The organism is Halorubrum sp. ARQ200 (genome assembly GCF_005435115.1).
GTDB classification, from domain to species: domain Archaea; phylum Halobacteriota; class Halobacteria; order Halobacteriales; family Haloferacaceae; genus Halorubrum; species Halorubrum tropicale.
Genome location: NZ_SGTZ01000004.1, coordinates 43,466 through 65,421 on the forward strand (window position 1 = coordinate 43,466; position 21,956 = coordinate 65,421).

Consider the following 21,956-nt stretch of genomic DNA (forward strand, 5'->3'; position numbering starts at 1 on the left):
TCGCCTCCACCCACGAACTTATTAGGGCACGCCGACGTTCAGCGATCGACGGCTACCTGACGATCGGGCGACAGGAATCGCCGCGCGGCGGCGGCCCCCCCGAGACCGTTCCCGGCCCGTCTCCGAGCCGAGTCCGACACCATGTCCATCAAACGAACGCTGTCCGTGGCCCTTCAGGCGGCCGCGGTGCTGGTCGTCGTTTCGCTCGTCGTCGGTCAGTTCCTCGGACAGCCGATCCTGCTCAGCTACGTCGAGACCGGGAGCATGCAGCCGACGCTCTCGCCCGGCGACGGGTTCGTCGCGATCCCGGCGCAGATCGCCGGCGGGATCGGGCCGGGCGACGTGGTGACGTTCGACGCCCAGGAGATCCAGGGCGGCGGGCTGACGACCCACCGCGTCGTCGAGGAGACCGAGCGGGGGTACATCACCCGCGGGGACAACAACCCCTTCACCGATCAGGACGGCGGCGAGCCGGTGGTCCAAGACGCGGACGTCGTCGCGAAGGCGCTCCAGGTCGGCGGGGGCGTCGTCGTAATCCCGCACCTCGGCACCGTCGCCATGGGCTTCCAGTCCGCGTTACAGTCCGTGCAGACGTGGCTCGCGGTGACGTTCGGCGTTCGGTCGTTCCAGGGGACGCAGGGGCTCGCGTACATCGTCTTCGGGCTGTCCATCATCGCGTACGCGGTCGACTGGTACCTCGACGCCGGCTCCCGCGACCGCGAGTCGCGCGACCGGTCGCGCGACGACGGCACCTCCGTGTTCGCGATCCTCGGCGTGCTGGCGCTGGTGCTGATGGCCACCGCGACGGCCGCGATGGTCGTCCCGGGCGGGACCCAGGAGTACGGCGTCGTGAGCGCCGAGTTCGAGTCCGAGAACCCGACCGTCATCGAGCGCGGCACGAGCCAGGAGATCGAGTACGGCGTCCCCAACGCCGGGCTCGTCCCGGTGTACGCGTACGTCACCCCGGCGAGCCCCGGCGTCGGCGTCGAGCCGCAGCGCCTCGCCGTCGGCAGCCGCGGCGAGGCGTCGACGACGGTGACGCTCTCGGCGCCCGACGAGACCGGTTACTACCGCCTGTTCGTCGTCGAACACCGCTACCTCGCGGTGCTGCCCTCGGGCGTCGTCGACGAGCTGTACGGCGTCCACCCCTGGGCGCCGTTCGTCGCGATCAACGGCCTGCTCGGCGGCGGCATCGTCGGGATCGGACTGCTGCTGCTGCGCGGCGAGCCCGCCCGAATCCGGTCGCGCGGCTCCCGCGAGCGCCCCCCGCTGTACAAGCGACTCCTCCGCGAGCTCTACAGGTAACACATGTCTTCAGCGCCCGACGAACGTCGACTCCGACTCCGCGCCGTACTGAACGCACAGTCCACCGCGATCCTCGCGGTCTGTCTCCTCCTCGTCGCGGTCGGGACGGGGCTCGTGTACACGACGCACGTCGACCCCGGGACGGAGACGGAGCAGCGGACGGTCTCGTCGCTCACCGTCGAGAGCGAGTACCGCCACAGCGCGACGGTGACGGAGCCGAACGCCGTCTTCGAGACCGGGCGCGTGCTCGACGGGCGCGACACGTACTTCACGCGGGTGGCGCCGGAGCTCGACGTGAGCGTGGCGACGAGCTACCGCGCGTCGACCGCGGAGAACGTGACCGTCCAGGTCGACTCCGCGCTCGTGATCCGCAACGTCGGCGAGGAGGGGACCGTCTACTGGCGCGAGACGGAGCCGATCGCGTCGGAGACGGCCTCGGGCGTCGCGCCCGGCGAGACCGTGAACGCCTCCTTCACGCTCAACAGCACGGCGATAGACGGCCGCGTGGCCGCGATCGAAGAGCAGCTCGGCGCCTCGCCGGGCGAGACGGAGACGTTCGTCACGACCGAGGTCGCGGTCGACGGGTCGATCGGGGGCGTGCCGACGGCCTCGACGCAGACGCTCGACATGACGGTCACCCACGGTGGCGACACCTACTCGGTCTCCGAGCCCGGCGTCCAGTCCGACACGACCGAGCGGACCGAGCCGGAGACCGTCGACCGGGAGTACGGCGCGCTCCGGTCGTTCGGCGGCCCCCTCCTCCTGCTCGTCGGCCTCGCGGGCGCCGGCGGCGTCACCTACGCGAGACGGGAGTACGACCTCGCGCTCACCGAGGCGGAGCGCGCGTACCTCTCGTACCGCGACGACCGCTCGGAGTTCGCGGAGTGGATCACGACGTTCCGGCTCCCCGCGTCGGTCCACGAGCGTCCGACCGCCGAGGCCGGGTCGCTGCGCGACCTCGTCGACTTCGCGATCGACAACGACACCGGCGTCGTCGAGGACCCCGAGACCGGCGCCTTCCACGCGGTCGCCGGCGAGTTCGTCTACACCTACCGCCCGCCTGCGCCGGCGACGGGCGACGGCCCCGCCGACGGCGAGGCGGTCGCCGGCCCCGACCCGGGAGCGACGGCCGCGGTCAGTCCGGACTCGGCCGCGACCGCCTCGACGCCGGCCGAGGACGGCGACTCGCCGGACGCCGACCTCGACGCCGCCGACCTCGACGGTTCCACCGCCGACGCGACGGGGTCCGATGGGCGGGACGAGCGGGACTGACCTCCTGGCCGCACTCGCCGTCACCGACCGCGATTCAGCCGTTTTCGTCCGCGTTCGCCTCGTCGTCGCGCCAGGAGTGTTCCGGCTCCCACCCGAGCAGCCGCTCCGCCTTCGTACAGTCGAAGACGGACTCGTCGCCGTCGAGGTCGCAGTCAGCGGGGAGGTCGCCGCGGACCGCCTCGATCGTCGCGGCGGTGTCGCGGCCGAGGAAGTTCTCCGCGGCGACGATCAGCACCGCCTCGTGGCCCTCGATATCGGTCTCTGGGTCGATCGCGGCCTCGATCGCCGAGACCGCGTCCCGCACGTCGACGTACGACCAGCAGTTGCCGCTCGGCTCGGCGGTCGCGGGGTCGAACGTCTCCCGCGCCTCGTGGCGCCGCTCGCCGCCCGGGTAGGTCACCCACGAGAGGCGCAGCGAGACGACGGGGACGCCGTGGCGGCGGGCGGCCGCGGCCGCGACCTCCTCGCCGACGACCTTCGAGAGGCCGTACGGGTCCTCCGGCTCCGTCGGCGTCACCTGGTCGATCGGGAGGCGCTCGGGGAGCCAGTCGTCGTCGGCGAAGACGGTGCCGTAGCAGCTCTCGCTCGACGCCCACGCGATCCGGGCGCCCGCGGCGCCGGCTGCGTCGAAGACGTTGTACGCGCTCTCGACGTTGTTCGCGAACACCCGCGAGCCGGCGTGGTCCTCGGGGTGCGGGATCGCGGCGAGGTGGACGACCGCGTCGGGCGCGGCCGCCCCGATCACCTGTCGCGTCTCCCCGTAGTCGGTGAGGTCCGCCGCCGCGTAGTCGACGCCGTCGCGGCGCTCGTCGCTCGGGGGCGTCCGCCGGTCGACGGCGACGACCTCGCGGCCCGCGTCGGCGAGCGCGTCGACCGTGCGCGCGCCGACGCCGCCGGCGCTTCCCGTGACAAGTACGGTGTCCATGTCACCGCGAGCGCGACTCCGGGACATAGGTGCGGCGATCCCGGGACGCTCGGTCGCGCCGGTCGCACCGGTCCCGCCGGGCGCAAGGGCTATGCTCGCGGTGTGCGTGTGTAGGTCATGGCAACGAGTAGCAACGGCACGATCGCGCTCGGGCTCGGACTCGGCCACGCGCTCGGCGCCGGCACCGGACTCGCGGTGGGCGCGACGACCGGCGACCTCGCCTTCTGGACGGGGCTCGGCATCGGTCTCGGGGCGGCGTTCGGCACCGCCGTCGGCGTCGCGACCGCCCGCGAGCGCCCCTCGGCGGGCGCCGAGCCGACCGACCGGTCCGGCTCCGTCTGAGCGGGCCGCCGAGGCGAGCGCCGACGCTCCGCGGGCTCGACGCCGTCGCCTACGCCGATGCCTCGTAGCCGGCGTCCTCGATGGCGGCCACGACGGCGTCGACGTCCACGTCGCCCTCGACGGTCGCGGTCCCCGCCTCGTGGTCGGCGCTCGCGGACTCGACGCCCGGCAGCTCACCGAGCGCGTCGGTCACGTTGTCCTCGCAGCCGGTACACGACATGCCGTCGACGTTTACCGTCGTCATGTCCGGGCGTAGCCGCCGCGGACACAACTGCCTTTCCGTCGTCCCCGCAGGCGACCGGTTCCCGGGGTCGCTCTCGCGTCGCTCGACCGTCGGACCGCTTTTGACCGCGCCGGTCGAACGCCCGCCCATGCGCACCCTCGACGAGACGGACCGAGAGATCATCCGGCTGCTGCTGGCCGACGCGCGGCGCCCGTACAGCGACATCGCCGAGCGCGTGGACCTGTCGGCGCCCGCGGTGTCCGACCGCGTCGACCGCCTCCGCGAGGTGGGCGTGATCGAGGGGTTCACCCTCCGGATCGACGGCGACGCGCTCTCCGACGGGCTGCGGGTCCTCGCGACGCTCGCCGTCGCGCCCGCGGACGCCGAGCGCGTCCATGAGTCGGTCGCCGCCCACGAGCGCGTCGAGCACGCCTTCCTCACCGCCGACGGCGAGGTGACGGTCGTCGCGCGCGTCGAGGAGGGGACCGCCCGCGACCTCGTCGACGACGCGGTCGGCCTGGACGCCGTGACCGGGCTGTCGGTCCGCCCGCTCGACGCCCACGACTGGTCGCCCGCCGTCGGCGACGCGGACCTCGCGGTCGAGTGCGTCGAGTGCGGGAACACCGTCACCGCCGAGGGGGAGTCGGCCCGGATCGACGGGACGCTGTACCACTTCTGTTGCGGCTCCTGCCGGGAGAACTTCGAGGAGCGCTTCGACCGGATCGAGGAGGGCGCGTAGTCGGGGGACGCCCCCGACGCGCCGCGGAGAGTAACGTACTTGAGTGCCCGCCGGTTAGCCGAACTTGCAGTCCCGTGGTGTAGTGGCCAATCATAATGGCCTTTGGAGGGAATCCGTCCGCGTTCGCGGCTCAAACGCGGCTGTTGGGCGTTTCTGCTGGAACGCCCCGTCGGATACCCGAAGTCAGCCATTGACGGCGGTTCGAATCCGCCCGGGACTACTTTGCGCCGAACAATCTCGTGAGGCGCAAATATCCGCAGCGGTTCGAACCCAGCGGATGAGCGCAGCGAGTCCTCGCGGTTCGAATCCGCCCGGGACTATTTCCGGCCGACTTGTGGGCCCCGCCGTTCGACACCCCCTACGCCTCGTCGAAGAACTCGTCGAAGAGGGCGACGACTCGCCCCTCTATCTCGTCGCGGATCTCGCGGACGCGCTCGATTTCCTGCCCGTGCGGGTCGTCGAGCGCCCAGTCGCGGGCATCGACGCCGTCGGCGAGCGTCAGCGTCGAGCACCCCATGGTGGCGACGACGTCGCAGGCGTTCAGCTCCGCGGTCGAGACCTCGCGGGGGACGCGATCGGAGAGGTCGATATCGAGCTCTCCCATCGCTTCCACGACCTCGGGATGGACCTCGTCGGCCGGATGCGTGCCGCCGGTGACGACCTCGACGCGGTCGTCGAGGCCGCGCTCGCGGCGCTCGCGCTCCGCGAACGCCGCCGACATCTGGCTGCGACCGGCGTTCTGGACGCAGACGAACCCGAACGTCACGACGTCGTCGTCGTTCATACCCGTGCGTCCCGGCGCGCCCGATTAACGCTTCCTAAGAGGGCTATAGAGCGCTATGTATTCCGCGCGTCGGCGCCGAGGGGCGGGCATCGGCGACGGGCACTCACTCCAGCACTACCGAGAACCCCCACGCCGCCGACGACCGGGGCTCGGCGTCGTCGGACACGACCGCCATCGTCGTCTCGAACCGGTACTCGCCCACCGGGAGGCAGGCGTCCTCGCCGGGCGTCGCGTACAGGCCGACGAGCCGCTCGCTCGACTCGCCGGGGTCGAGCGCGAACGTCCGGGACTCCTCGGTCGTGGCGATCGCGTCGGTCAGCCGCCAGCAGTCGGGTTCGGCGGGATACTCGCCGTCGGCCGGCAGGCAGACGAGCGCGTTGCTCCCGTCGGAGACGTACTCGAAGTGGACGGCGCGCCCTCTCGCCGACGCGCACCCGTTCGTCGCCCGCGTTCGTCAGCGTCGTGCGTAGCTGCGGCGGGTGGTCGGTCGTCGCGGCCTCGCTCGTGACCTCCACGCTCGGCTGGACCGGGAAGTCCATGTCGCCGTCGGTGGCGACGATCAAGACGCCCGGGCCGCCGGTCCCCTCGGGGCGCGTCCCGCCGGCGTCGCCGTCGTTCCCGTCCGACCCCGGTAGGCCGTCGCTGTCGGACCCGTCGCCGTCCGAGCCCGTCGACGCACACCCGGCGAGCGCGATCAGTCCGCCCGCGCTCGCTCCGCCCACACCCCGGAGGTACCGCCGTCGAGTCGGTGTCATCGGTCCGACAGCACCAGTGAGGGTATAGCGTTGTTGTCGGGGATCCGCCCGCCGATCGTGTGTGTCATTTTTTACCATGCGGATCGTGGGTGTCCCATGGACATCTCCGATTACCGGGCAGAGGTCGCGGCGAACCGGCGCGAACACGGCTTAGAGGCGGTCGACGGGCGGACGGACGAGTTCGACCGGCTGTGGACGGCGAGCGAGACGGACGACACGGTCGGCGAGGTGGTCGTGCTGGCGACGCTCGTCGAGGCCGACAGGGCGGACGCGGAGACGCTGCTCGACGCCGCGGCGGCGTTCCGCGACGTACTGGCCGACACCGTCGACCCCCGACCGGGACGCGCCGACGGCGGCGAGGCGCCGACGCCCGTCGGCTACGTGACGCTCCCGACGCCGGACCCGGACGCGTCGCTGCTCGACGCGATGTCCGGGTTCACGGTCGCGAAGCGACGGACGAACGTGTTCCCGCTCGTATACGACACCGAGGCGGAGCGGCTCCACCGTCACAAGGTCCCGCGGCTGAAGGGTCGCGGCATCTACCGCCGACAGGCGATCGACGCCGAGCGCCTCTTTGGCGTATAACTAGTCGATTCCCGATTGTTCCGCCCTCGGTCCGCTGCGTACGGCGACAATTATGCTGGGTGGCTCGTGCCGGTAATCGTCACGAACCGGCCGTCACGAGAGACCGCTATGTCCTCCCACGAGCGCATTTGCTCCGACTGCGGGTCAGCGGCGAACGTCTCCGCGTCCTCCCGGGTCTCGAACGCGAGAACTCGTGTGGCATTCTCCGTCTCGGCACTCGTGTGAGCGGTGCCGCTCGCCGCCGGTTCCCCGTCGGCGTCGGCGACCTCGACGCCAGGTGGCTCGGCGCGGACAGTCATCCCGGTGCCAAGTCGACGGACAACACCCGCCAGCGTTTCGTCCGTGGCAGTGTACCGTCCCTCGCCGTCACGGGCATCGATGATCGCCTCGACGGCCGCACGCTTATCGCCCAGCGGGTCGGGTGCCATACTGGCGAAGGCCTCGACAACGACCCCGGCCTTGATGCCGACGACCCAGTCGGTGTCGGGGGCACCGAACAGGCGATACCCTTCGTACTCGTCGAGCGGTTCGAACGCCTTCTGAATGGGCTCACCCGATTCGGGGGTCTGGAACTCTTCGACGATTTCCTCGGCGAGGAGGTCCGTCTCCAGTACGGACAGTCCTCGTCCGCCGGCACGAATCTCCATTGCTGCTCGGCTCGGCTCGATGTCGAGTACCGGGTGCGCTTTGCCGTCTTGATACAGCGCCGTCGACTCGAAGGACGCTCCCCGGTCCTGTAGATACGTTGCTAGCTCGTCGAAACGCCGGACGCGGAACGGGTACCAGCGTTGGGCCGGGTCGGTGTCCGAAGCGAAGACGCGATCAGGCGCTGGGAGCCACGTGGCGGGGTAGGGAATGTCGGGGCTCCCGTCGATGACTGACCCGACCCCCGAACAGCCAGCCAGGCCGACGAGCGTTGCCGTCGTGGCGGCCGTCTTCCCGCGACGGAGCAGGGTTCGACGCGTCCAGGAGGGCTTTTCCATATGTGCGGCAATGCCTGCTCTCCCGGCAAGTCTCTTGTGGACGGCGTTGCCGGCGAGTCCGCTGGAAGGGTCGCCTGGTTCGCCTCGTACCGGTACCGCCCCCCTGTCTATCGCTCTAGGCTCCCGTGAGTAACGAGTGACCACTGACCGATACGCGCACTGTATTCGGCACGGCTCGAAGAACATATCACCTGCTGAAGATCTCACCAGAGCTGAATAATTGATAGTGGATCGACCGCGAACACCTCCAAAGCCCCAGCCGTACCGCACAGCCTCACACCTCCCCAGCCTCGCGGTTCCCTCTGCTTCGCTCCGGTCGCCGCAGTCCCCCGCACGTGTCTGCGAGCGCCACCGCGTTGGCCTCGATCGGCGGAGCGCGGATCGGCCGCTGTGAGAATTAAAATTGGTAAAAAAACCGGACCGCTCGCGCGCCGCTCAGACGAGCCGCGCCGCGATGCGCGCCGCGCCGTCCGCGGCCGCGGTCGCGGGGTCGTCGGGCGAGACGACCTCGACGTCGCGGTCGAGCTCCTCGCTGAGGCGCTTCTCGAACTCCTCGGTGAGCCCGGGGATACACGCCATGCCGCCGGTGATGGCGAGCGGGCGCCCGAGCGCCAGCTGGTAGGGCTTCATGTGGTCGTTCGCGAGCTCGGGGAGGAACTCGTTGGCGACGACGTCGACCGCCTCGTCGATGTACCGGTCGATCGGCTCCTGGACGCCGCGGTCGACGGTGAACTCGTGGCTCCCGCCGCCCGGCTGCTGGACCACGTCGGTGAACGGCTCGAAGTCGTACACGTCGCCGTGCTGCTCCTTGTACTCCCGAGCGGTCGTCCGGTCGATGTGGACGCGCCCCTGCGTCTCCTCCTCGACGGCCGCGACGATGCGGCGGTCGACCTCGTTGCCCGTCACCGAGCCGGTCGAGAACGGCGAGAGCTGCTCGCCGCGCCGGTAGGCGCACGCCTCCATCGTCGTCGAGCCGAGGTTCACTGACACGAACACCTCGTCGATCGCGTCGAGGTCGTCGCCGTAGGCGGGGATCGCCCCGCACAGCGACTCGGGGTAGCTCCGCGTCTCGACGCCGCCGATGGAGGAGCCTTCGATCACCGACTTGAGGTTCTCGACGCCGGCCTCGTTGTCGATGGTCGGCACGGCGTAGACGACCGCGCTGTCCTCGGGCACGTCGTGGGCGTCCACGACCGCCTCGAAGAAGCGCTCGGCGTCGGCGACGCTGTCGTCGTCCTCGGGGAGCCCCGAGCGCAGCATGAAGCGCACGCGGTCGGGGTACTCGACCGCCGCCTCCTCCCCGAACAGCACCTTCTCCTCGCCGGTGATGGCGTCCTCGTAAGTCGCCAGGCAGGTCAGCACCGAGTGGCGTTCGCGGCCGCCCCGCCCGTCGGGGATGTCGAGCACCGTTCGGGTGCTGCCTAATTTCACGCCGACCGCCGCCGATTCGTCCGATTCGTTGATGTCCGTGGATTCGTCGTCGCTCATTGGTCACTCGCACACGAAGCGATCCGGACGATGGAGACGAGGCTGATCCGGTGGTCCGCGGGCGTGAACGGCCGGTCGCGCGTCGGGGCGTCGAACCCCTCGAGGCGGCGCGTCAGCGCCGCGACCGCGTCGTCGCCGACCCAGTCGAGCTCGCCGTAGTAGGACAGCGCGTCTCGGGCCCGCACGTGACCGCCGACGTCGACGAGGTAGCCGAGCCACTCGCCGAGCTCGCGTTCCGCCGCCGGCGACGCCGGGATCGCCGTCAGGTACGGCTTCTCTCCCGCGCCCCCGCCGTTCAACCGCGCACCACGCCGACGCTGGAGCAGCTCCGTGAACACCGCCGAACGCGCCGCCTGCTCGGCTCGGTTCCGGTTCGGCCGCCGGAGCGCCCGCTCCCGAGGCGCTCCGTCCGCACCGTCTCGCGGTGCGTCCGCGATCCGGCGCAGCTCCCGTACGTCGTACCGTCGTGGATTCAGACTCATGTTCCGTCCGTCGTTCGCGTCCGTACCGGCACTGTCACGGCGGGGTTATATGATAGTTGGCCCTCAGTTATCAGCGGTGAGAAACTACCGCGCCGGCGGGCCCGACGGCGAGCCGGTTCGGGCCCTGCTCACGGCGAGCCGGTTCGGATCCCCCGCTCACGGCGAGTCAGCCGCCCCGCCGCTCAGCCGACGATCCGGTTCGCCGCCGCGACGCTCCCCGCCGCGAGGACGCCGCCGGCGACGACGTCCGTGACCCAGTGGATGCCGAGGAACACGGTCGCGACGACGATGCTGCCCGCCAGCGCCCCCGCGACGTAGGTCCACCACGGGAACTCCTCGTGGGTCGAGACGGCGGCGAGGAACACGGTCACAGACAGCGCGGCGTGGAGGGAGGGGAAGACGTTCGTGGCGGCGTTCACCTGCGAGGTGAGCTGGGTGACTCCCCCGAACCAGTCGAGGAGCAGCGGCTCGACGGGGGCCGCGCCCGGGTCGGCGCCCGGCGCGGTCGGGTAGTTGCGCGGACCGTACGCGACGACCCCGGCGTAGCAGGCGATCGCCACCGCGTAGTTGACCGCGTACGCCGCGACCAGCCGCTTCAGCGGGCGCAGCCGTTCGGCGAACGCGTACGCCGCGACCGGGAACGCGACCAGCACGACGTAGCCGACGACGTACATCGGGCCGAAGTAGTACACCGCGGCCCGCGGGACCGCGTCCTGTATCGCGGCCACGAGGTCGCCCTCTATCGCGTAGACGGCGGTCGTCGCGCGGTAGCCGTACTCGAAGGAGAACGCCTCGATCCGCCGGATCGACCCCTTGTTGACGGCGAGGACGAGGGCGAGCCCCGCGACGTACGGCGCGATCCCGACGGCGCGCTCGCGGAGCAGGTCGCGGTCCGAGAGGACGGCCCGCATGCGGTCCGGACCGACGCAGACCGGAAGCAGCACCGCGAACGCGGCGAGCGCGGCGCCGCCGACGAGCCCGGCCACCCCGACGAACCCGGCGGCCGACGCGGTCATCGGGACTCACCGGTCATCCGTTCACGGGCACGCGGGGCGGCGGAGCAATCAGTCTCTCGGTAGCGGTGGGACCGTCCGCGTCACCGGGCGTCCGACTCGGCCCACGGGAGCGGCTCGGTACACCAGTGACAGAAGTCGAGGTCGGCGTCGACCTCCTTGCCGCAGTTGGGACAGGACACCTCCAGCGTCTCGCCGTCCTCGCCGGTCGCGGCCGCCGGCGGCGGGGACTGGCCGCCTCCCGGGCTCTCGTCGCCGTCGGCGCTCGCGGCCCGCCGCCGCATCGCCTCGGCGGCGGCCTCGGCGCGATCGCGTTCGGCGGCCTCGGCGCGGCCGACGAGGTACGCGTCGAGCGCCGACAGCGCGGACAGGAGCACGATGGGCAGCGTCACGTCGGTCGGGACCGCCGCCGTCAGCGCCGCGGGGTCGGCCAGCGGGTCGACGGGCTCTACGTCGTACAGCGCGAACAGCGCGACCCCGCCGCCGACGATCGTCAGGTGCCACAGCAGCGCCCGCCCCCACCGGCGCAACGCGAGGTGGCCGAGCCCCGGGAAGACCAGCGCGAGCAGGGCCGCGAGGACGGGGCGCAACTGGTTTCGCATACGGCCCGGCTTCGACCGGCCGGTACTTAGGCCTGCGGTGTCGCCCCGAGCGCCCCCGCCGGCCGAGCCGTCCCCCGGTCCGCGACCGCTCCGGTCGGGATAACAACCGTTAATCGCGGCCCGCTCGTCGGCGGGCACATGAGCAGCCAGCGGGCGACCGCGTTCGTCCCGGGCCACGTCACCGCCTTCTTCAGCGCGCACCCGGCCGACGACCCGTCGGTCGCCGGATCGCGCGGCGCGGGCCTGACGCTCACCGACGGCGTGACCGTTCGGGTGTCGGCGCCGGACGGCGCGGTCGACGCGACGGCGGAGAACGGCGAAGCGGACGACGGTATCACGGCCGACGCGAGCGATCGCGACGCGAACGCGGACACCGGTTCGCGCACCATCGACGGCGAGGCCGGGTCGATCGGTGCGGTCGACGACGTGCTCGCAGAATTAGACGCGCTCGGCGCCGACGCGGCGGTCGAGACCGACCTCCCGATCGGCGCGGGCTTCGGCGTCTCCGGCGCCGCGGCGCTGGGGGCCGCCCTCGCCGCGAACGACGCGCTCGACCGCGGCCGGTCCGAGAACGACCTCGTCCGAGTCGCCCACGCCGCGGAGGTCGGTCGCGGGACCGGGCTCGGCGACGTGGTCGCGCAGGCGCGCGGCGGGCTCCCGGTCCGGTTGGAACCGGGCGCGCCGGGGGTCGGCGAACTCGACGGCGTGCCGGCGACCGCGCGCGTCGAGTACGTCACGTTCGGCGAACTGTCGACCGAGGCGGTCCTCGGCGGCGACACCGACGCGCTCACGGCGGCCGGGGAGGACGCGCTCGACCGGCTCCGCGCCGATCCGCGCCTCCCGACGCTGATGGACGCGGCCCGCGGGTTCGCCCGCGAGGCGGACCTCCTCGTCCCCGAGGCCGCCGAGGCGATCGACGCGGTCGACGCGGCCGGCGGCGAGGCCGCGATGGCGATGCTCGGCCGCACCGCCTTCGCGCTCGGCACCGGGCTCTCCGACGCGGGCTACGACCCCGAGGCCTGCCGGATCGACGCCGCGGGCGCGCGGCTCGTCGACGACTGAGGGCGCCTCGGAACCGGTACCCCCTGAACCACTGAGTAATACTTATACTGTAATACTCACAAAGTATAACAGTAGCATGCCTCGCGTCACCACGAAGGGACAGGTCACGATCCCGAAGGAGATCCGCGACGCGCTCGGAATAGAGCCCGGGGACGAGGTCGACTTCGAGCGCGTCGGATCCGAGTATCGGCTCCAGAAGCGGGCGCCGACCACAGAAGACGGCGACGACCCCTTCGAGAAGCATCGCGGAAGCGCCGACAGCGACGAGACGATGCCGGAGCGGATGCGTCGACTCCGCGGCGAGTACCCGCGAGAGGTCGATGATTTGCCAGAAACCAACGAGGGTTCCGACGACGAGACGACGGGTGCCGACTCGTGACGACGGCGATCGACACGAACGCGTTCCTCGCGCTGCTGTACGACGACGAACACGCTGACGCAAGCGAGGCGGCGCTCAGGCGCGCGTATCGAGACGGAGCGGTCGTTGCCGCGCCCGTCGTCTACGCCGAGCTCGCGGCCGACGGTCGCTTCGAGTCGCCGGCTGACCTCGATCGGTTCCTCGCGGACTTCAGCGTCGACGTGGTCGAGCCCTCGCGCGAGGCGCGCTTCGCCGCGGGCGAGCGGTTCCGGGAATACGTGGACCGTCGCCCGGACGGAATCCAGTGTCCCGCGTGCGGCGAGAAGCGGTCGGTTGACTGCGAGGCGTGCGGCGAGTCGCTCTCGCCGCGTCAGCACGTCGCGGCCGACTTCCTCATCGGTGCGCACGCCGACCTCGACTGCGACGGGCTGGTCAGCTTCGACGAGGGGTTCTACTCGACGTACTTCTCGTCGCTGACCGTATATTCCGCGTGACCGGTTATCGGGTTCTGTCCCGCGAGAGCCCGCGTAAGTCCGGGTGATCGCGGGGATCGATCGGCGGCTCCCGGTCCTGTGCCGCGGACGAATCGGAAGCGATCCGATCACGAACCTCTTGCCACTCCTCGTGGCGGCACAGGACGTTCACCGGCATTTCGTCTATTTCGAGCACGGATGCGACTGCCGCCCGATGGAACCCCTCGCACAGCTGGACTTCCCCGTTCCACCCGATCGCGACGACCGGCTCGAGCCGGTGGACGTACGCATTCTCGAAGTCGTTCTCGGCCGATGCGGGTTCGTGCTCGGCCTCGGCGTTCGGTCGATACCCCTCCGCTTCGATCGACCGGATCAGGTCGTCCAGGTACGCGAGGCGGACCCGACGGTACTCGTCGGCGCTCTCGTATCCGCGGACGCGCTCGCCGGCCTCGAACCGCTCCTCCGCGCGGCGGTACAAGGGGGTCTCCTCCCACGGATCCCCGTCCTCGTACCGCCGTCGAATCGACCGGTAGACGGCCGTCTCGCGGAGCGACTCTCGCCCGTCGATGTCCCAGCTACCGCCCTCGACGCGGCCGATCCCTCGGTCGAGGCGAAGCCGCTGGTTGTGGTCTCGCAGGTCCGTCGGGTCGACTCGTATCACCACCCACGGGTCCGCCGGCGCCCGGTACCGTCGCTCGTTCGCGAACGCGTGCCACCGAGTGTAGTAGCGGAGTCGGTCGAGGTCCATCGGCGCGAACGATCCGTGGTCGCGGGGGGCGCCACTAAGCCGTTCGCCTCGCGACCGGCGACGTCCCCCGCCACCGCCGACGAACAAAGCTTTACCGCGTCGCCCGCCTATCTCCGGCAAATGGTACTCGACGACCTCGGCACGTCCCTGCGGAGCAGCCTCGACAAGCTCCAGGGGAAGTCCCGACTCTCCGAGAGCGACGTCGAGGAGATCGTCAAGGAGATCCAGCGCTCCCTGCTGTCCGCCGACGTCGACGTCTCTCTCGTGATGGAGCTGTCGGACTCGATCAAGTCCCGCGCGCTCGAAGAGGAGCCGCCGGGCGGCACCACGGCGAAGGACCACGTCCTCAAGATCGTCTACGAGGAGATGGTCGAGCTGGTCGGCGACTCCACCGAGCTCCCCTTAGAGAACCAGACGATCCTCCTCGCCGGCCTCCAGGGGTCGGGGAAGACCACCTCCGCGGCGAAGATGGCCTGGTGGTTCTCGAAGAAGGGCCTCCGCCCCGCGGTGATCCAGACGGACACCTTCCGGCCGGGCGCGTACGACCAGGCGAAGCAGATGTGCGAGCGCGCCGAGGTCGACTTCTACGGGAACCCCGACAACGACGACCCGGTCGACATCGCGCGGACGGGCCTCGAAGAGACCGCGGACGCCGACGTTCACATCGTCGACACGGCGGGCCGCCACGCGCTCGAAGACGACCTGATCGCGGAGATCGAAGAGATCGAGGGCGTCGTCGACCCCGACCGCTCGCTGCTCGTCTTAGACGCCGCGATCGGCCAGGGCGCGAAGGAGCAGGCCCGGCAGTTCGAGGAGTCGATCGGCATCGAGGGCGTCGTGATCACCAAGCTCGACGGGACCGCGAAGGGCGGCGGGGCGCTCACCGCGGTCAACGAGACCGACTCCTCTATCGCCTTCCTCGGCACCGGGGAGACGGTCCAGGACATCGAGCGCTTCGAGCCCTCCGGGTTCATCTCGCGGCTGCTCGGGATGGGCGACCTCAAGCAGCTCTCCGAGCGCGTCGAGCGCGCGATGCAGGAGACCCAGGAGGAGGACGAGGACTGGGACCCAGAGGACATGCTGAAGGGGGAATTCACCCTGAAAGACATGAAGCGGCAGATGGACGCGATGAACAAGATGGGGCCGCTCGACCAGGTGATGGACATGATCCCCGGGCTCGGCGGCGGGATGATGGACGAGCTGCCGGACGACGCGATGGACGTCACCCAAGACCGGATGCGCCGCTTCGAGCGCATCATGGACTCGATGACCGAGGAGGAGCTGGAGAACCCCCGCGTCGTCGGCCAGTCGCGCACGGAGCGGATCGCCCGCGGCTCCGGCACCGACGAGGAGACGGTCCGACAGCTCTTGGAACAGCACTCGATGATGGAGGAGACCATCGGCCAGTTCCAAGGGATGGGCGAGGGCGACATGCAGCGCATGATGAAGAAGATGGGCGGCGAGGGCGGCGGCCTCGGCGACATGATGGGCGGCGGCAAGGGGCCGTTCTGATCGGGTCGGCCGTCGCCACCGGTCGCGTCGCGACCGGTCCTCTGCCTCCTTCCGGCCTTTTAATTCGGTGACCGGTCAACGACGACTCGATGAACCGAGACCGGATCGGCGAGTACGACGCCCTGATCCTCGTCTCGCTCGTCTGGTTCCTCGGGAAGTTCGTCCGCTACCTCTTCCCCCCGCTGTTCGAGTCGATCCAAGGCGCCTACGGCGTGAGCAACGCCGTCGTCGGGACCGCGTTCACGGGGTTCATGATCGTGTACGCCCTCCTCCAGTTCCCGAGCGGCGCGGTCGCCGACCGGCTCGGACCGGTCCGGGTGATCGTCGCGGGCGCGCTCGTCGCCGGCGCGGGCTCCCTCGCGGTCGTCGTCGACGCCCCCTTCGCCGCGCTGGTCGCCGCGATGCTCGTCATCGGGGCGGGCACCGGCGTCCACAAGACCGTCTCGGTGCGGCTGATCGCCCGCGTCTACCCCGCGCGCACCGGGCGGATGCTCGGCGCGCACGACACGCTCGGCGCGATGGGCGGCGTCGCCGCGCCCGCCGTCGTCGTCGCCGTCCTCTCGGCGCCGCCCGCGTTGGCGGCGGTCCTCGCGCGGCTCCCCGGCGCGGACTGGCGGGCGCCGTTCCTGCTCACCGGCGTCCTCGCGGTCGGGCTCGCGGCCGCGACCGCGGTCCGGCTCTCGGGGTCGGCGGCCGCCGACGGCGCGACCGACGGCGACGACGACCCCGGCGCCGCGGCGTACCTGCGCCTGTTCCGGAACCCGCGGTTCGCGGCGTTCGTGCTGGTGACCGTCGCCTTCTCGTTCGCGTACAACGGGACGGTCGCGTTCCTCCCGCTGTACCTCTCCGAGGCGGCCGCGCTCCCCGCGACGACCGCGAGCCTGCTGTACTCCGCCCTGTTCGCGGTCACGTTCGTCCAACTCGCCTCCGGCGACCTCTCGGACCGCCTCGGACGCCTCCCGGTGATGGTCGCCGCCCTCGGGCTCGCGACGGCCGCGCTCGGCGGCCTCGTCGCGCTCGCGGGCGCCGGCGCCGTCCCGCTCGGCGCGCTCGTCGTCGCGCTGGGGCTCGGGTCCCACGGCTTCCGCCCGGTCCGCGGCGCCTACCTCGTGGAGGCGCTGCCCGACCGGCTCGCCGGCGGCGGGCTCGGCGTCGTCCGGACGCTGCTCATGGGCGGCGGCGCGCTCGCGCCGAGCGCGGTCGGCATCGTCGCCGACGCGGTCGGCTTCCGACCCGCCTTCGGACTGCTCGCCGGGTCGATGGGGCTCGCCGCGGTCGTCGCCGCCGGGCTCTGGGCGACGGAGTGACCGGTCGGCGGCCCGTCGAGCCCGCGGCGCCCGCGCTCAGTCGAGGCTCCCGGGCTCGAACGTCTCCGGGTCGAACTCGTGTTCGCGGAGGCGGTCGGCGTCGACCGCGCGCAGCACGGACTCGTTCGTGGCCTCGAGGACGACCGGCGGCGCGACCCCCGCCTCGGCCGCCTCCGTCCAGCGGCCGACGCAGAGGCACCAGCGGTCGCCCGGCTCCAGCCCGGGGAAGTCGAACTCTGGGCGCGGCGTGATCAGGTCGTTGCCGCGGTCGCGGCTGTACCGCAGGAACTCGGCCGTCACGACCGCACAGAGCGTGTGTTCCCCCACGTCGCCGTCGAGGTCGCGGCAGTACCCGTCGCGGAGGTACCCGGTCGTCGGCTCGCCGCCGCAGGGGGCCAGTTCGCCGCCGAAGACGTTGCGTTCGCCGGGCTCCCCGTCGGAGTCGTCGGTCGACATACAACGGGGTTCGGCCGCCGCCGACATAAGCGACCGGCGGGTCGCCGTCCGGCGGCCGTCGAGCGTTCGGCCGGCCGTATAAGTGCCGCGCCGTCGAACGGTCGCGTCATGAGCCGGAACGACGAGGTCGCGACCCGCCTCGAGGAGTTCGCCGACCTCCTCGAGGCGACGGGCGTCGAGTACAAGCCGACCGCCTACCGACGGGCGGCCGAGAACGTCCGCGACCACCCCGCGCCGATCGAGGGGCTCGCGGCGGAGGGCGAGGACGCGGTCGCCGAGATCGACCGGGTCGGTGACGCCATCGCCGCGAAGGTCGTCGAGTACGTCGAGACCGGCGAGATCGAGGAGCTGACGGATCTCCGCGAGGAGCTGCCGGTCGACATGGCCGGGCTGACCGCGGTCGAGGGCGTCGGCCCCAAGACGGTCGGCTCGCTGTACGACGCGCTCGGAGTCACCGACCTCGACGAGCTGGAGGCCGCGGCCGAGGCGGGCGAGATCCGGGAGGTGTCCGGGTTCGGCGCCAAGACGGAGGAGAACATCCTCGAGAACGTCCCGTTCGCCCGCGAGGCCCGCGAGCGTACCCGCCTCGGCGACGCCCGGCCGCTCGCGGACGACGCGCTCGCGTACCTCGCCGCCCTCGACGCCGTCGAGTCGGTCGAGGTGTGCGGGTCGATCCGGCGGTGGAGGTCCACCATCGGCGACGTCGACCTGCTCGTCGCCAGCGAGGCGCGCGAGCCGATAGTCGAGGCGTTCACCGACTGGGACGCCGCGGACGCGACGATCGAGGCGGGCACCGGGAAGGCGAGCGTGCGCGCCGACGGCACCCGCGTCGACCTCCGGATCGTCGACCCCGACGAGTTCGGCGCCGCGCTCCAGTACTTCACCGGGTCGCGGGCGCACAACGTCGCCGTCCGCAACCGGGCGATCGACCGCGGGCTCAAGCTGAACGAGTACGGGCTCTTCGACGTGAGCGACCTCGACGAGGAGCCCTCCGCCGACGCGGACGACGACGGCGGAGACGCCGCCGAGGCGGACTCGACGCGCGCCGGCGAGCGCGTCGCCGGCGAGAGCGAGGACGGGGTGTACCGCGCGCTCGACATGGAGCCGGTCCCGCCCGAGCTGCGCGAGGACCGCGGCGAGGTCGACGCGGCCGCCGAGAACCGGCTCCCGCCGCTCATCGGCGAGGGCGAACTCCGCGGCGACCTCCACACCCACACCGACTGGTCCGACGGCGGCTTCTCGATCGCGGAGATGGCGCGGGCGGCCGACGAGCGCGGGTACGACTACCACGTCGTCACCGACCACGCGACCGGGCCGGGGATGGTCGGCGGGGTCGGCCTCGACGAGTCCGACATCGAGGAGCAGGCGGCGGCGGTCGCCGAGGCGGCCGACGAGGTCGGGATCCCGATCTTCCACGGGATCGAGGCCAACATCGACGCCGACGGCGGGCTCTCGACGGACGACGAGACCCTCGCCGCGCTCGACCTGGTGGTCGCGTCGCCGCACGCCGCCCTCGGACAGGACCGCGAGGCGGCCACCGAGCGGCTGGTCCGGGCGGTCGAACACCCCCACGTCGACGTGCTGGGCCACCCGACCGGCCGCCTCATCAACGAGCGGCCGGGGCTCGACCCCGACGTGGAGGCGATCGCGGCGGCCGCGTCGGCGGCCGGCACCGCGATCGAGGTGAACGCGAACCCCGCTCGGCTCGACGCCGACGGGGAGTTCGTCCGGGCCGCGATCGAGGCGGGCGCGACGATCGCCGTCAACACCGACGCGCACGCCCCGCGCGAGCTCGACAACGCGCGCTACGGGGTTCACACCGCGCGGCGGGGGTGGGCGCGGGCCGCCGACGTGCTCAACGCGCGCTCGCTCAACGGGGTCCGCTCGTTCCTGCTCGAATGACGAGCGGCGACGGCGGCGACGCGCCCGACGGTCCGGGCCCCACAACCGGGGGGAACCCCCCGGTCCTGCTCGACGTCATGTGCGGGAAACTGGCGACCTACCTGCGCCTGTGCGGCTACGACGCCGCCTACGCGCTCGACCGCGGCGTCGAGGCCGACGACCGGCTCCTCGACCTCGCGGCCGACGAGGGGCGGACCCTGGTCACCCGCGACCGCGACCTCGCGGCGCGGGCCGACGCGACGGACGGCTCCCCCGAGGCCGTCCTCCTCACCGAGCGCGACGTGCTCGACCAGCTCCGCGAGTTCGACGCGACGGGGTTCACCGTCGAACTCGCCGCCGAGCCCTCCCGGTGCGGCTCGTGTAACGGTCCCGTCGAGCGCGTCGCGGTCGACGAGGCGAATCCCGCTCCGGCCGACCGCCCCGACTACGTTCCGGACGACGTGGGGACCGACCGGCCCGGATGGCGCTGTGCCGAGTGCGGGCAGTGGTTCTGGAAGGGGGGCCACTGGGACGACGTGGCGGCGCGGCTCGACGGGCTCTGACCCGCCCGGCGGCCGAGCGTAACCGGTTTGCCCGCCCGCCGCGTACCGGTCGGTAATGGAACGCGAACGGGCCGTCGACCGCCTGGAGTCGCTCGTCGACCGCGTCGAGCGCGAGCCGATGCCGGTGCCAGTCCGCGAGGTGTGGGCGTTCGGCGACGTGGCGCTCGGGCTCGATCCGGTCGACCGGCTCGACGTCTACCTCACGAAGGACGTGATCATGGGCGGCGACGGCGACGCGGCCGCCGCCTTCGAGGCCGAGTACGGCGTGAAGGGCGTCGGCACCACGGTCGACGCCGACTGGGCCGAGGCGAACCCCGACCGCGTCCGGACGAGCGACAACGGCTACGCGGCGCCCGAGAAGTGCCTCGCGGCCGAACTCGTAGAGGACGACGAGCCCATCCACCTCGAAGTGTGTAACGCGGGCTTCGAGGACAACGTCCGCCAGCGGCTGAAGGGGGCGCTCGCCCGCGACGCCTACGAGGAGGTGCTCGACCCCCGCGGGGTCTGCCTGTGGGTCGACGGCGAGCGCGACGACGAGGCGTTCGACCGCCTCCGCGAGGCCTCGCTCGCGATGCCGACGCTGCCCGCCGCGCTCGGGATGCTCGGCGCCGACGAGGACGCGGTCAACGCGGCCGCCGACGTGCTCAAACGACGGCGCGCCGAGCAGGAGGGCGCCTCCGTCCGCGGCGACATGGTCTGACCCGGCGCCCGGGGCAACGGGGGTCAGCCGCTCGACGCCACCCGTCCGACGGTCACGTCGAAGGGGACGTACTCGACGCGCTCGTACTCCTCGGCGCCGATGGCGTCGACGACCTCGCGGCCCATCTCGCGCCAGCGCCCCCGGAGGTCGTCGTAGGCCGCCTCGGAGGTCGCGGCGACCAACTCCTCGCGGTGGTCGGCTAGGCCCGCGCCGGAGGCCTTCCGGGCCGCCGACCGCAGCGCGGCCTCCGCGTACGGCGGCTCGGTCCGCTTCTCGTGGACGTAGCGTCGCGTCCGCACGTCGACCAGCCCGGCCGCGCCGAACGCCTCGCGCACCCGGTCGCCGAGCGCCACGTCGGTGTCGACGCCGGCGACGTACGCCTCGCGCGCCTCGCGCTCTAAGCGCTCCTCGGCGTCGACCGTCGAGGCCACCCGCACGTCGGCGTTGTCCGGCTCGACCGCGGCGACGAGGTCCCCGGAGACCCGGGCGAGCTCACGCACCGCCGCGGTCGGGGCCGGCAGGTTGATCAGGAGCGCCTGACAGACCGCCAGGTCGACCGCGTCGTCGGCGACCGGCAGCCGGGTCGCGTCCCCAGCCAGGTAGCCGATCCGCCCGTCGCTCTCCTCGCGGGCGACCCCGAGGAGGTCGCGGTCGGCGTCGACGCCGATCACGGTCGCGTCCGCGTCGCCCGCAGCGTCCGCCTCCGCGGCCAGCACGCGGGTCAGCTCCCCCGTGCCGCAGCCGACGTCGAGGACGCGCTCGCGGCTCGGCAGGTCCAGGTCCGCGAGCGCGTCGCGGCCGTCGTCCCACATCCCGCGGCGGGTGTGTTCGAGGTACTCGGCGGAGAAGCGTCGCACGGGCCCGCTTCGCGGCGGGCGGAAATAAACGTCAGGAGATCGGTCGCGGGCGGCTCCGCGTCCTCACTCGTCGCCGCGTTCGCCGTCCCTGCTACCGGACCCGACCCCGAGCAGGTCGGCGGCGAGGACGGCGGTCACGCCGGCGCAGTAGCCGACGAACGCGCTGGTCACCCCGACCGCGGCGAAGCTCACCGTCACGTCGCCGATCGCCGGGTTCCCCCCGTTGATCCCGGGGACGCCGACCACCGTTCCGAGGAGGACGAACCCGCCGAGGACGGCCGCCGGCACGACGCCGACGGCCAGGCACGCCGGGCCGCCGCAACGCGCGTAGGCACCGGCCGCGGCCAGCGGTCCGGGCGCGTAGAACACGAGCAGCGGCAGGAGCCGGTCGGTCAGCGCGCTCGCCGTCGGCACGCCCGCCGACTCGGCGAGGAACGCGGCGACGAGCGCGAGCGCCACGGCGCCGGCGAACCCGACCACTAACACGACCGCGCGCTCGCGACGGCGTCCGAGCAGCAGCGCCTTCGTGGTGGGCATATCC

General features: G+C 72.1%; 25 protein-coding genes, 1 tRNA gene and 1 pseudogene. 14 read left to right on the forward strand and 13 right to left on the reverse strand.

Features of this window, described 5'->3' with window-relative positions; genetic code table 11:
* Nucleotides 1-141: 141 nt before the first annotated feature.
* Complete coding sequence (locus tag EXE50_RS07225; protein ID WP_137704729.1) at nucleotides 142-1,305, forward strand: signal peptidase I; 1,164 nt, start codon at nucleotides 142-144, stop codon at nucleotides 1,303-1,305.
* A gap of 3 nt (nucleotides 1,306-1,308) precedes the next feature.
* Nucleotides 1,309-2,577 (forward strand): DUF5305 domain-containing protein, encoded by a 1,269-nt coding sequence (locus tag EXE50_RS07230; RefSeq protein WP_137704730.1) that lies wholly within the window; start codon nucleotides 1,309-1,311, stop codon nucleotides 2,575-2,577.
* A 34-nt stretch (nucleotides 2,578-2,611) separates the two neighbouring features.
* Here the strand turns inward: EXE50_RS07230 and EXE50_RS07235 are convergent, their stop codons facing one another.
* Nucleotides 2,612-3,502: an NAD(P)-dependent oxidoreductase gene (locus EXE50_RS07235; RefSeq protein WP_137704731.1), complete on the reverse strand. Its 891-nt coding sequence runs from the start codon at nucleotides 3,500-3,502 to the stop codon at nucleotides 2,612-2,614.
* 117 nt (nucleotides 3,503-3,619) lie between these two features.
* On the opposite strand from EXE50_RS07235, the gene EXE50_RS07240 reads away from it, so the two are divergent.
* Nucleotides 3,620-3,844: a hypothetical protein gene (locus EXE50_RS07240; RefSeq protein WP_137704732.1), complete on the forward strand. Its 225-nt coding sequence runs from the start codon at nucleotides 3,620-3,622 to the stop codon at nucleotides 3,842-3,844.
* A gap of 49 nt (nucleotides 3,845-3,893) precedes the next feature.
* Here EXE50_RS07240 and EXE50_RS07245 read toward each other — a convergent pair whose 3' ends face one another.
* The gene (locus EXE50_RS07245) at nucleotides 3,894-4,088 is read right to left on the reverse strand and encodes a heavy-metal-associated domain-containing protein (protein ID WP_053771772.1); all 195 of its coding nucleotides are present in this window, start codon (nucleotides 4,086-4,088) and stop codon (nucleotides 3,894-3,896) included.
* Nucleotides 4,089-4,215: 127 nt separating this feature from the next.
* Here EXE50_RS07245 and EXE50_RS07250 point away from each other — a divergent pair, with 127 nt between their 5' ends.
* A complete protein-coding gene (locus EXE50_RS07250; protein ID WP_137704733.1) occupies nucleotides 4,216-4,806 on the forward strand; it encodes an AsnC family transcriptional regulator in 591 nt (196 codons plus the stop codon).
* A gap of 68 nt (nucleotides 4,807-4,874) precedes the next feature.
* A tRNA-Gln gene (locus tag EXE50_RS07255) sits at nucleotides 4,875-5,026 on the forward strand.
* Nucleotides 5,027-5,164: 138 nt separating this feature from the next.
* Here the strand turns inward: EXE50_RS07255 and EXE50_RS07260 are convergent.
* Together EXE50_RS07260 and EXE50_RS07265 are read right to left on the reverse strand one after the other, a co-directional pair.
* Entirely contained in the window at nucleotides 5,165-5,590 is a 426-nt protein-coding gene (locus EXE50_RS07260; RefSeq protein WP_121599283.1) for a low molecular weight phosphatase family protein, read from the reverse strand.
* A 103-nt stretch (nucleotides 5,591-5,693) separates the two neighbouring features.
* Nucleotides 5,694-6,345: pseudogene (locus EXE50_RS07265) on the reverse strand (hypothetical protein).
* A 96-nt stretch (nucleotides 6,346-6,441) separates the two neighbouring features.
* Between EXE50_RS07265 and EXE50_RS07270 the strand changes: the two are divergent.
* A complete protein-coding gene (locus EXE50_RS07270) occupies nucleotides 6,442-6,930 on the forward strand; it encodes a hypothetical protein (protein WP_137704734.1) in 489 nt (162 codons plus the stop codon).
* Between the two features lie 50 nt (nucleotides 6,931-6,980).
* On the opposite strand, the gene EXE50_RS07275 is transcribed toward EXE50_RS07270, so the two are convergent.
* The 5 genes from EXE50_RS07275 to EXE50_RS07295 form a co-directional block, all read right to left on the reverse strand.
* Nucleotides 6,981-7,913: a hypothetical protein gene (locus tag EXE50_RS07275; protein ID WP_137704735.1), complete on the reverse strand. Its 933-nt coding sequence runs from the start codon at nucleotides 7,911-7,913 to the stop codon at nucleotides 6,981-6,983.
* 435 nt (nucleotides 7,914-8,348) lie between these two features.
* A complete protein-coding gene (locus EXE50_RS07280) occupies nucleotides 8,349-9,401 on the reverse strand; it encodes a cell division FtsA domain-containing protein (RefSeq protein WP_053771767.1) in 1,053 nt (350 codons plus the stop codon).
* Nucleotides 9,398-9,883, reverse strand: a complete 486-nt coding sequence (locus EXE50_RS07285; RefSeq protein ID WP_053771766.1) for a FlaD/FlaE family flagellar protein — start codon at nucleotides 9,881-9,883, stop codon at nucleotides 9,398-9,400. The genes EXE50_RS07280 and EXE50_RS07285 overlap by 4 nt, the downstream gene beginning before the upstream one ends.
* 182 nt (nucleotides 9,884-10,065) lie before the next feature.
* Nucleotides 10,066-10,899, reverse strand: coding sequence for a phosphatase PAP2 family protein (locus EXE50_RS07290; protein ID WP_053771765.1), 834 nt, complete (start codon nucleotides 10,897-10,899; stop codon nucleotides 10,066-10,068).
* Nucleotides 10,900-10,979: 80 nt separating this feature from the next.
* Nucleotides 10,980-11,498, reverse strand: coding sequence for a zinc ribbon domain-containing protein (locus tag EXE50_RS07295; protein ID WP_137704736.1), 519 nt, complete (start codon nucleotides 11,496-11,498; stop codon nucleotides 10,980-10,982).
* 138 nt (nucleotides 11,499-11,636) lie between these two features.
* Between EXE50_RS07295 and EXE50_RS07300 the strand changes: the two genes are divergently transcribed.
* The 3 genes from EXE50_RS07300 to EXE50_RS07310 all read left to right on the forward strand — a co-directional run bounded on the left by EXE50_RS07300 (nucleotide 11,637) and on the right by EXE50_RS07310 (nucleotide 13,412).
* Nucleotides 11,637-12,560 carry a pantoate kinase gene (locus EXE50_RS07300; RefSeq protein ID WP_137704737.1) on the forward strand — a complete coding sequence of 308 codons (924 nt, stop codon included), beginning with the start codon at nucleotides 11,637-11,639 and terminating at the stop codon, nucleotides 12,558-12,560.
* 76 nt (nucleotides 12,561-12,636) lie between these two features.
* Nucleotides 12,637-12,939: an AbrB/MazE/SpoVT family DNA-binding domain-containing protein gene (locus EXE50_RS07305; protein ID WP_137704738.1), complete on the forward strand. Its 303-nt coding sequence runs from the start codon at nucleotides 12,637-12,639 to the stop codon at nucleotides 12,937-12,939.
* A complete protein-coding gene (locus tag EXE50_RS07310; protein WP_199236330.1) occupies nucleotides 12,936-13,412 on the forward strand; it encodes a PIN domain-containing protein in 477 nt (158 codons plus the stop codon). Before EXE50_RS07305 ends, EXE50_RS07310 begins: the two co-directional genes overlap by 4 nt.
* A 4-nt stretch (nucleotides 13,413-13,416) precedes the next feature.
* Here the strand turns inward: EXE50_RS07310 and EXE50_RS07315 are convergent, their stop codons facing one another.
* A complete protein-coding gene (locus EXE50_RS07315; protein ID WP_137704739.1) occupies nucleotides 13,417-14,139 on the reverse strand; it encodes a hypothetical protein in 723 nt (240 codons plus the stop codon).
* A gap of 120 nt (nucleotides 14,140-14,259) precedes the next feature.
* Between EXE50_RS07315 and EXE50_RS07320 the strand changes: the two genes are divergently transcribed.
* Nucleotides 14,260-15,651, forward strand: a complete 1,392-nt coding sequence (locus tag EXE50_RS07320) for a signal recognition particle protein Srp54 (protein ID WP_053771762.1) — start codon at nucleotides 14,260-14,262, stop codon at nucleotides 15,649-15,651.
* 89 nt (nucleotides 15,652-15,740) lie between these two features.
* Complete coding sequence (locus tag EXE50_RS07325; RefSeq protein WP_137704740.1) at nucleotides 15,741-16,958, forward strand: MFS transporter; 1,218 nt, start codon at nucleotides 15,741-15,743, stop codon at nucleotides 16,956-16,958.
* 36 nt (nucleotides 16,959-16,994) lie between these two features.
* Here EXE50_RS07325 and EXE50_RS07330 read toward each other — a convergent pair whose 3' ends face one another.
* Nucleotides 16,995-17,414 (reverse strand): DUF2237 family protein, encoded by a 420-nt coding sequence (locus tag EXE50_RS07330; protein ID WP_121599274.1) that lies wholly within the window; start codon nucleotides 17,412-17,414, stop codon nucleotides 16,995-16,997.
* A 108-nt stretch (nucleotides 17,415-17,522) separates the two neighbouring features.
* Here EXE50_RS07330 and EXE50_RS07335 point away from each other — a divergent pair, with 108 nt between their 5' ends.
* The 3 genes from EXE50_RS07335 to EXE50_RS07345 are packed head-to-tail and all read left to right on the forward strand — an operon-like array spanning nucleotide 17,523 to nucleotide 20,558.
* Nucleotides 17,523-19,316 carry a helix-hairpin-helix domain-containing protein gene (locus tag EXE50_RS07335; RefSeq protein ID WP_137704741.1) on the forward strand — a complete coding sequence of 598 codons (1,794 nt, stop codon included), beginning with the start codon at nucleotides 17,523-17,525 and terminating at the stop codon, nucleotides 19,314-19,316.
* Entirely contained in the window at nucleotides 19,313-19,858 is a 546-nt protein-coding gene (locus EXE50_RS07340; RefSeq protein WP_137704742.1) for a Mut7-C RNAse domain-containing protein, read from the forward strand. The genes EXE50_RS07335 and EXE50_RS07340 overlap by 4 nt, the downstream gene beginning before the upstream one ends.
* Nucleotides 19,859-19,913: 55 nt before the next feature.
* Nucleotides 19,914-20,558, forward strand: coding sequence for a hypothetical protein (locus EXE50_RS07345; RefSeq protein ID WP_137704743.1), 645 nt, complete (start codon nucleotides 19,914-19,916; stop codon nucleotides 20,556-20,558).
* A 23-nt stretch (nucleotides 20,559-20,581) separates the two neighbouring features.
* Here the strand turns inward: EXE50_RS07345 and EXE50_RS07350 are convergent, their stop codons facing one another.
* On the reverse strand, nucleotides 20,582-21,415 hold the full coding sequence (locus EXE50_RS07350) for a class I SAM-dependent methyltransferase (RefSeq protein ID WP_137704744.1): 834 nt from the start codon (nucleotides 21,413-21,415) through the stop codon (nucleotides 20,582-20,584).
* Nucleotides 21,416-21,478: 63 nt separating this feature from the next.
* Nucleotides 21,479-21,952 carry a hypothetical protein gene (locus EXE50_RS07355; RefSeq protein WP_137704745.1) on the reverse strand — a complete coding sequence of 158 codons (474 nt, stop codon included), beginning with the start codon at nucleotides 21,950-21,952 and terminating at the stop codon, nucleotides 21,479-21,481.
* Between the last annotated feature and the right edge of the window lie 4 nt (nucleotides 21,953-21,956).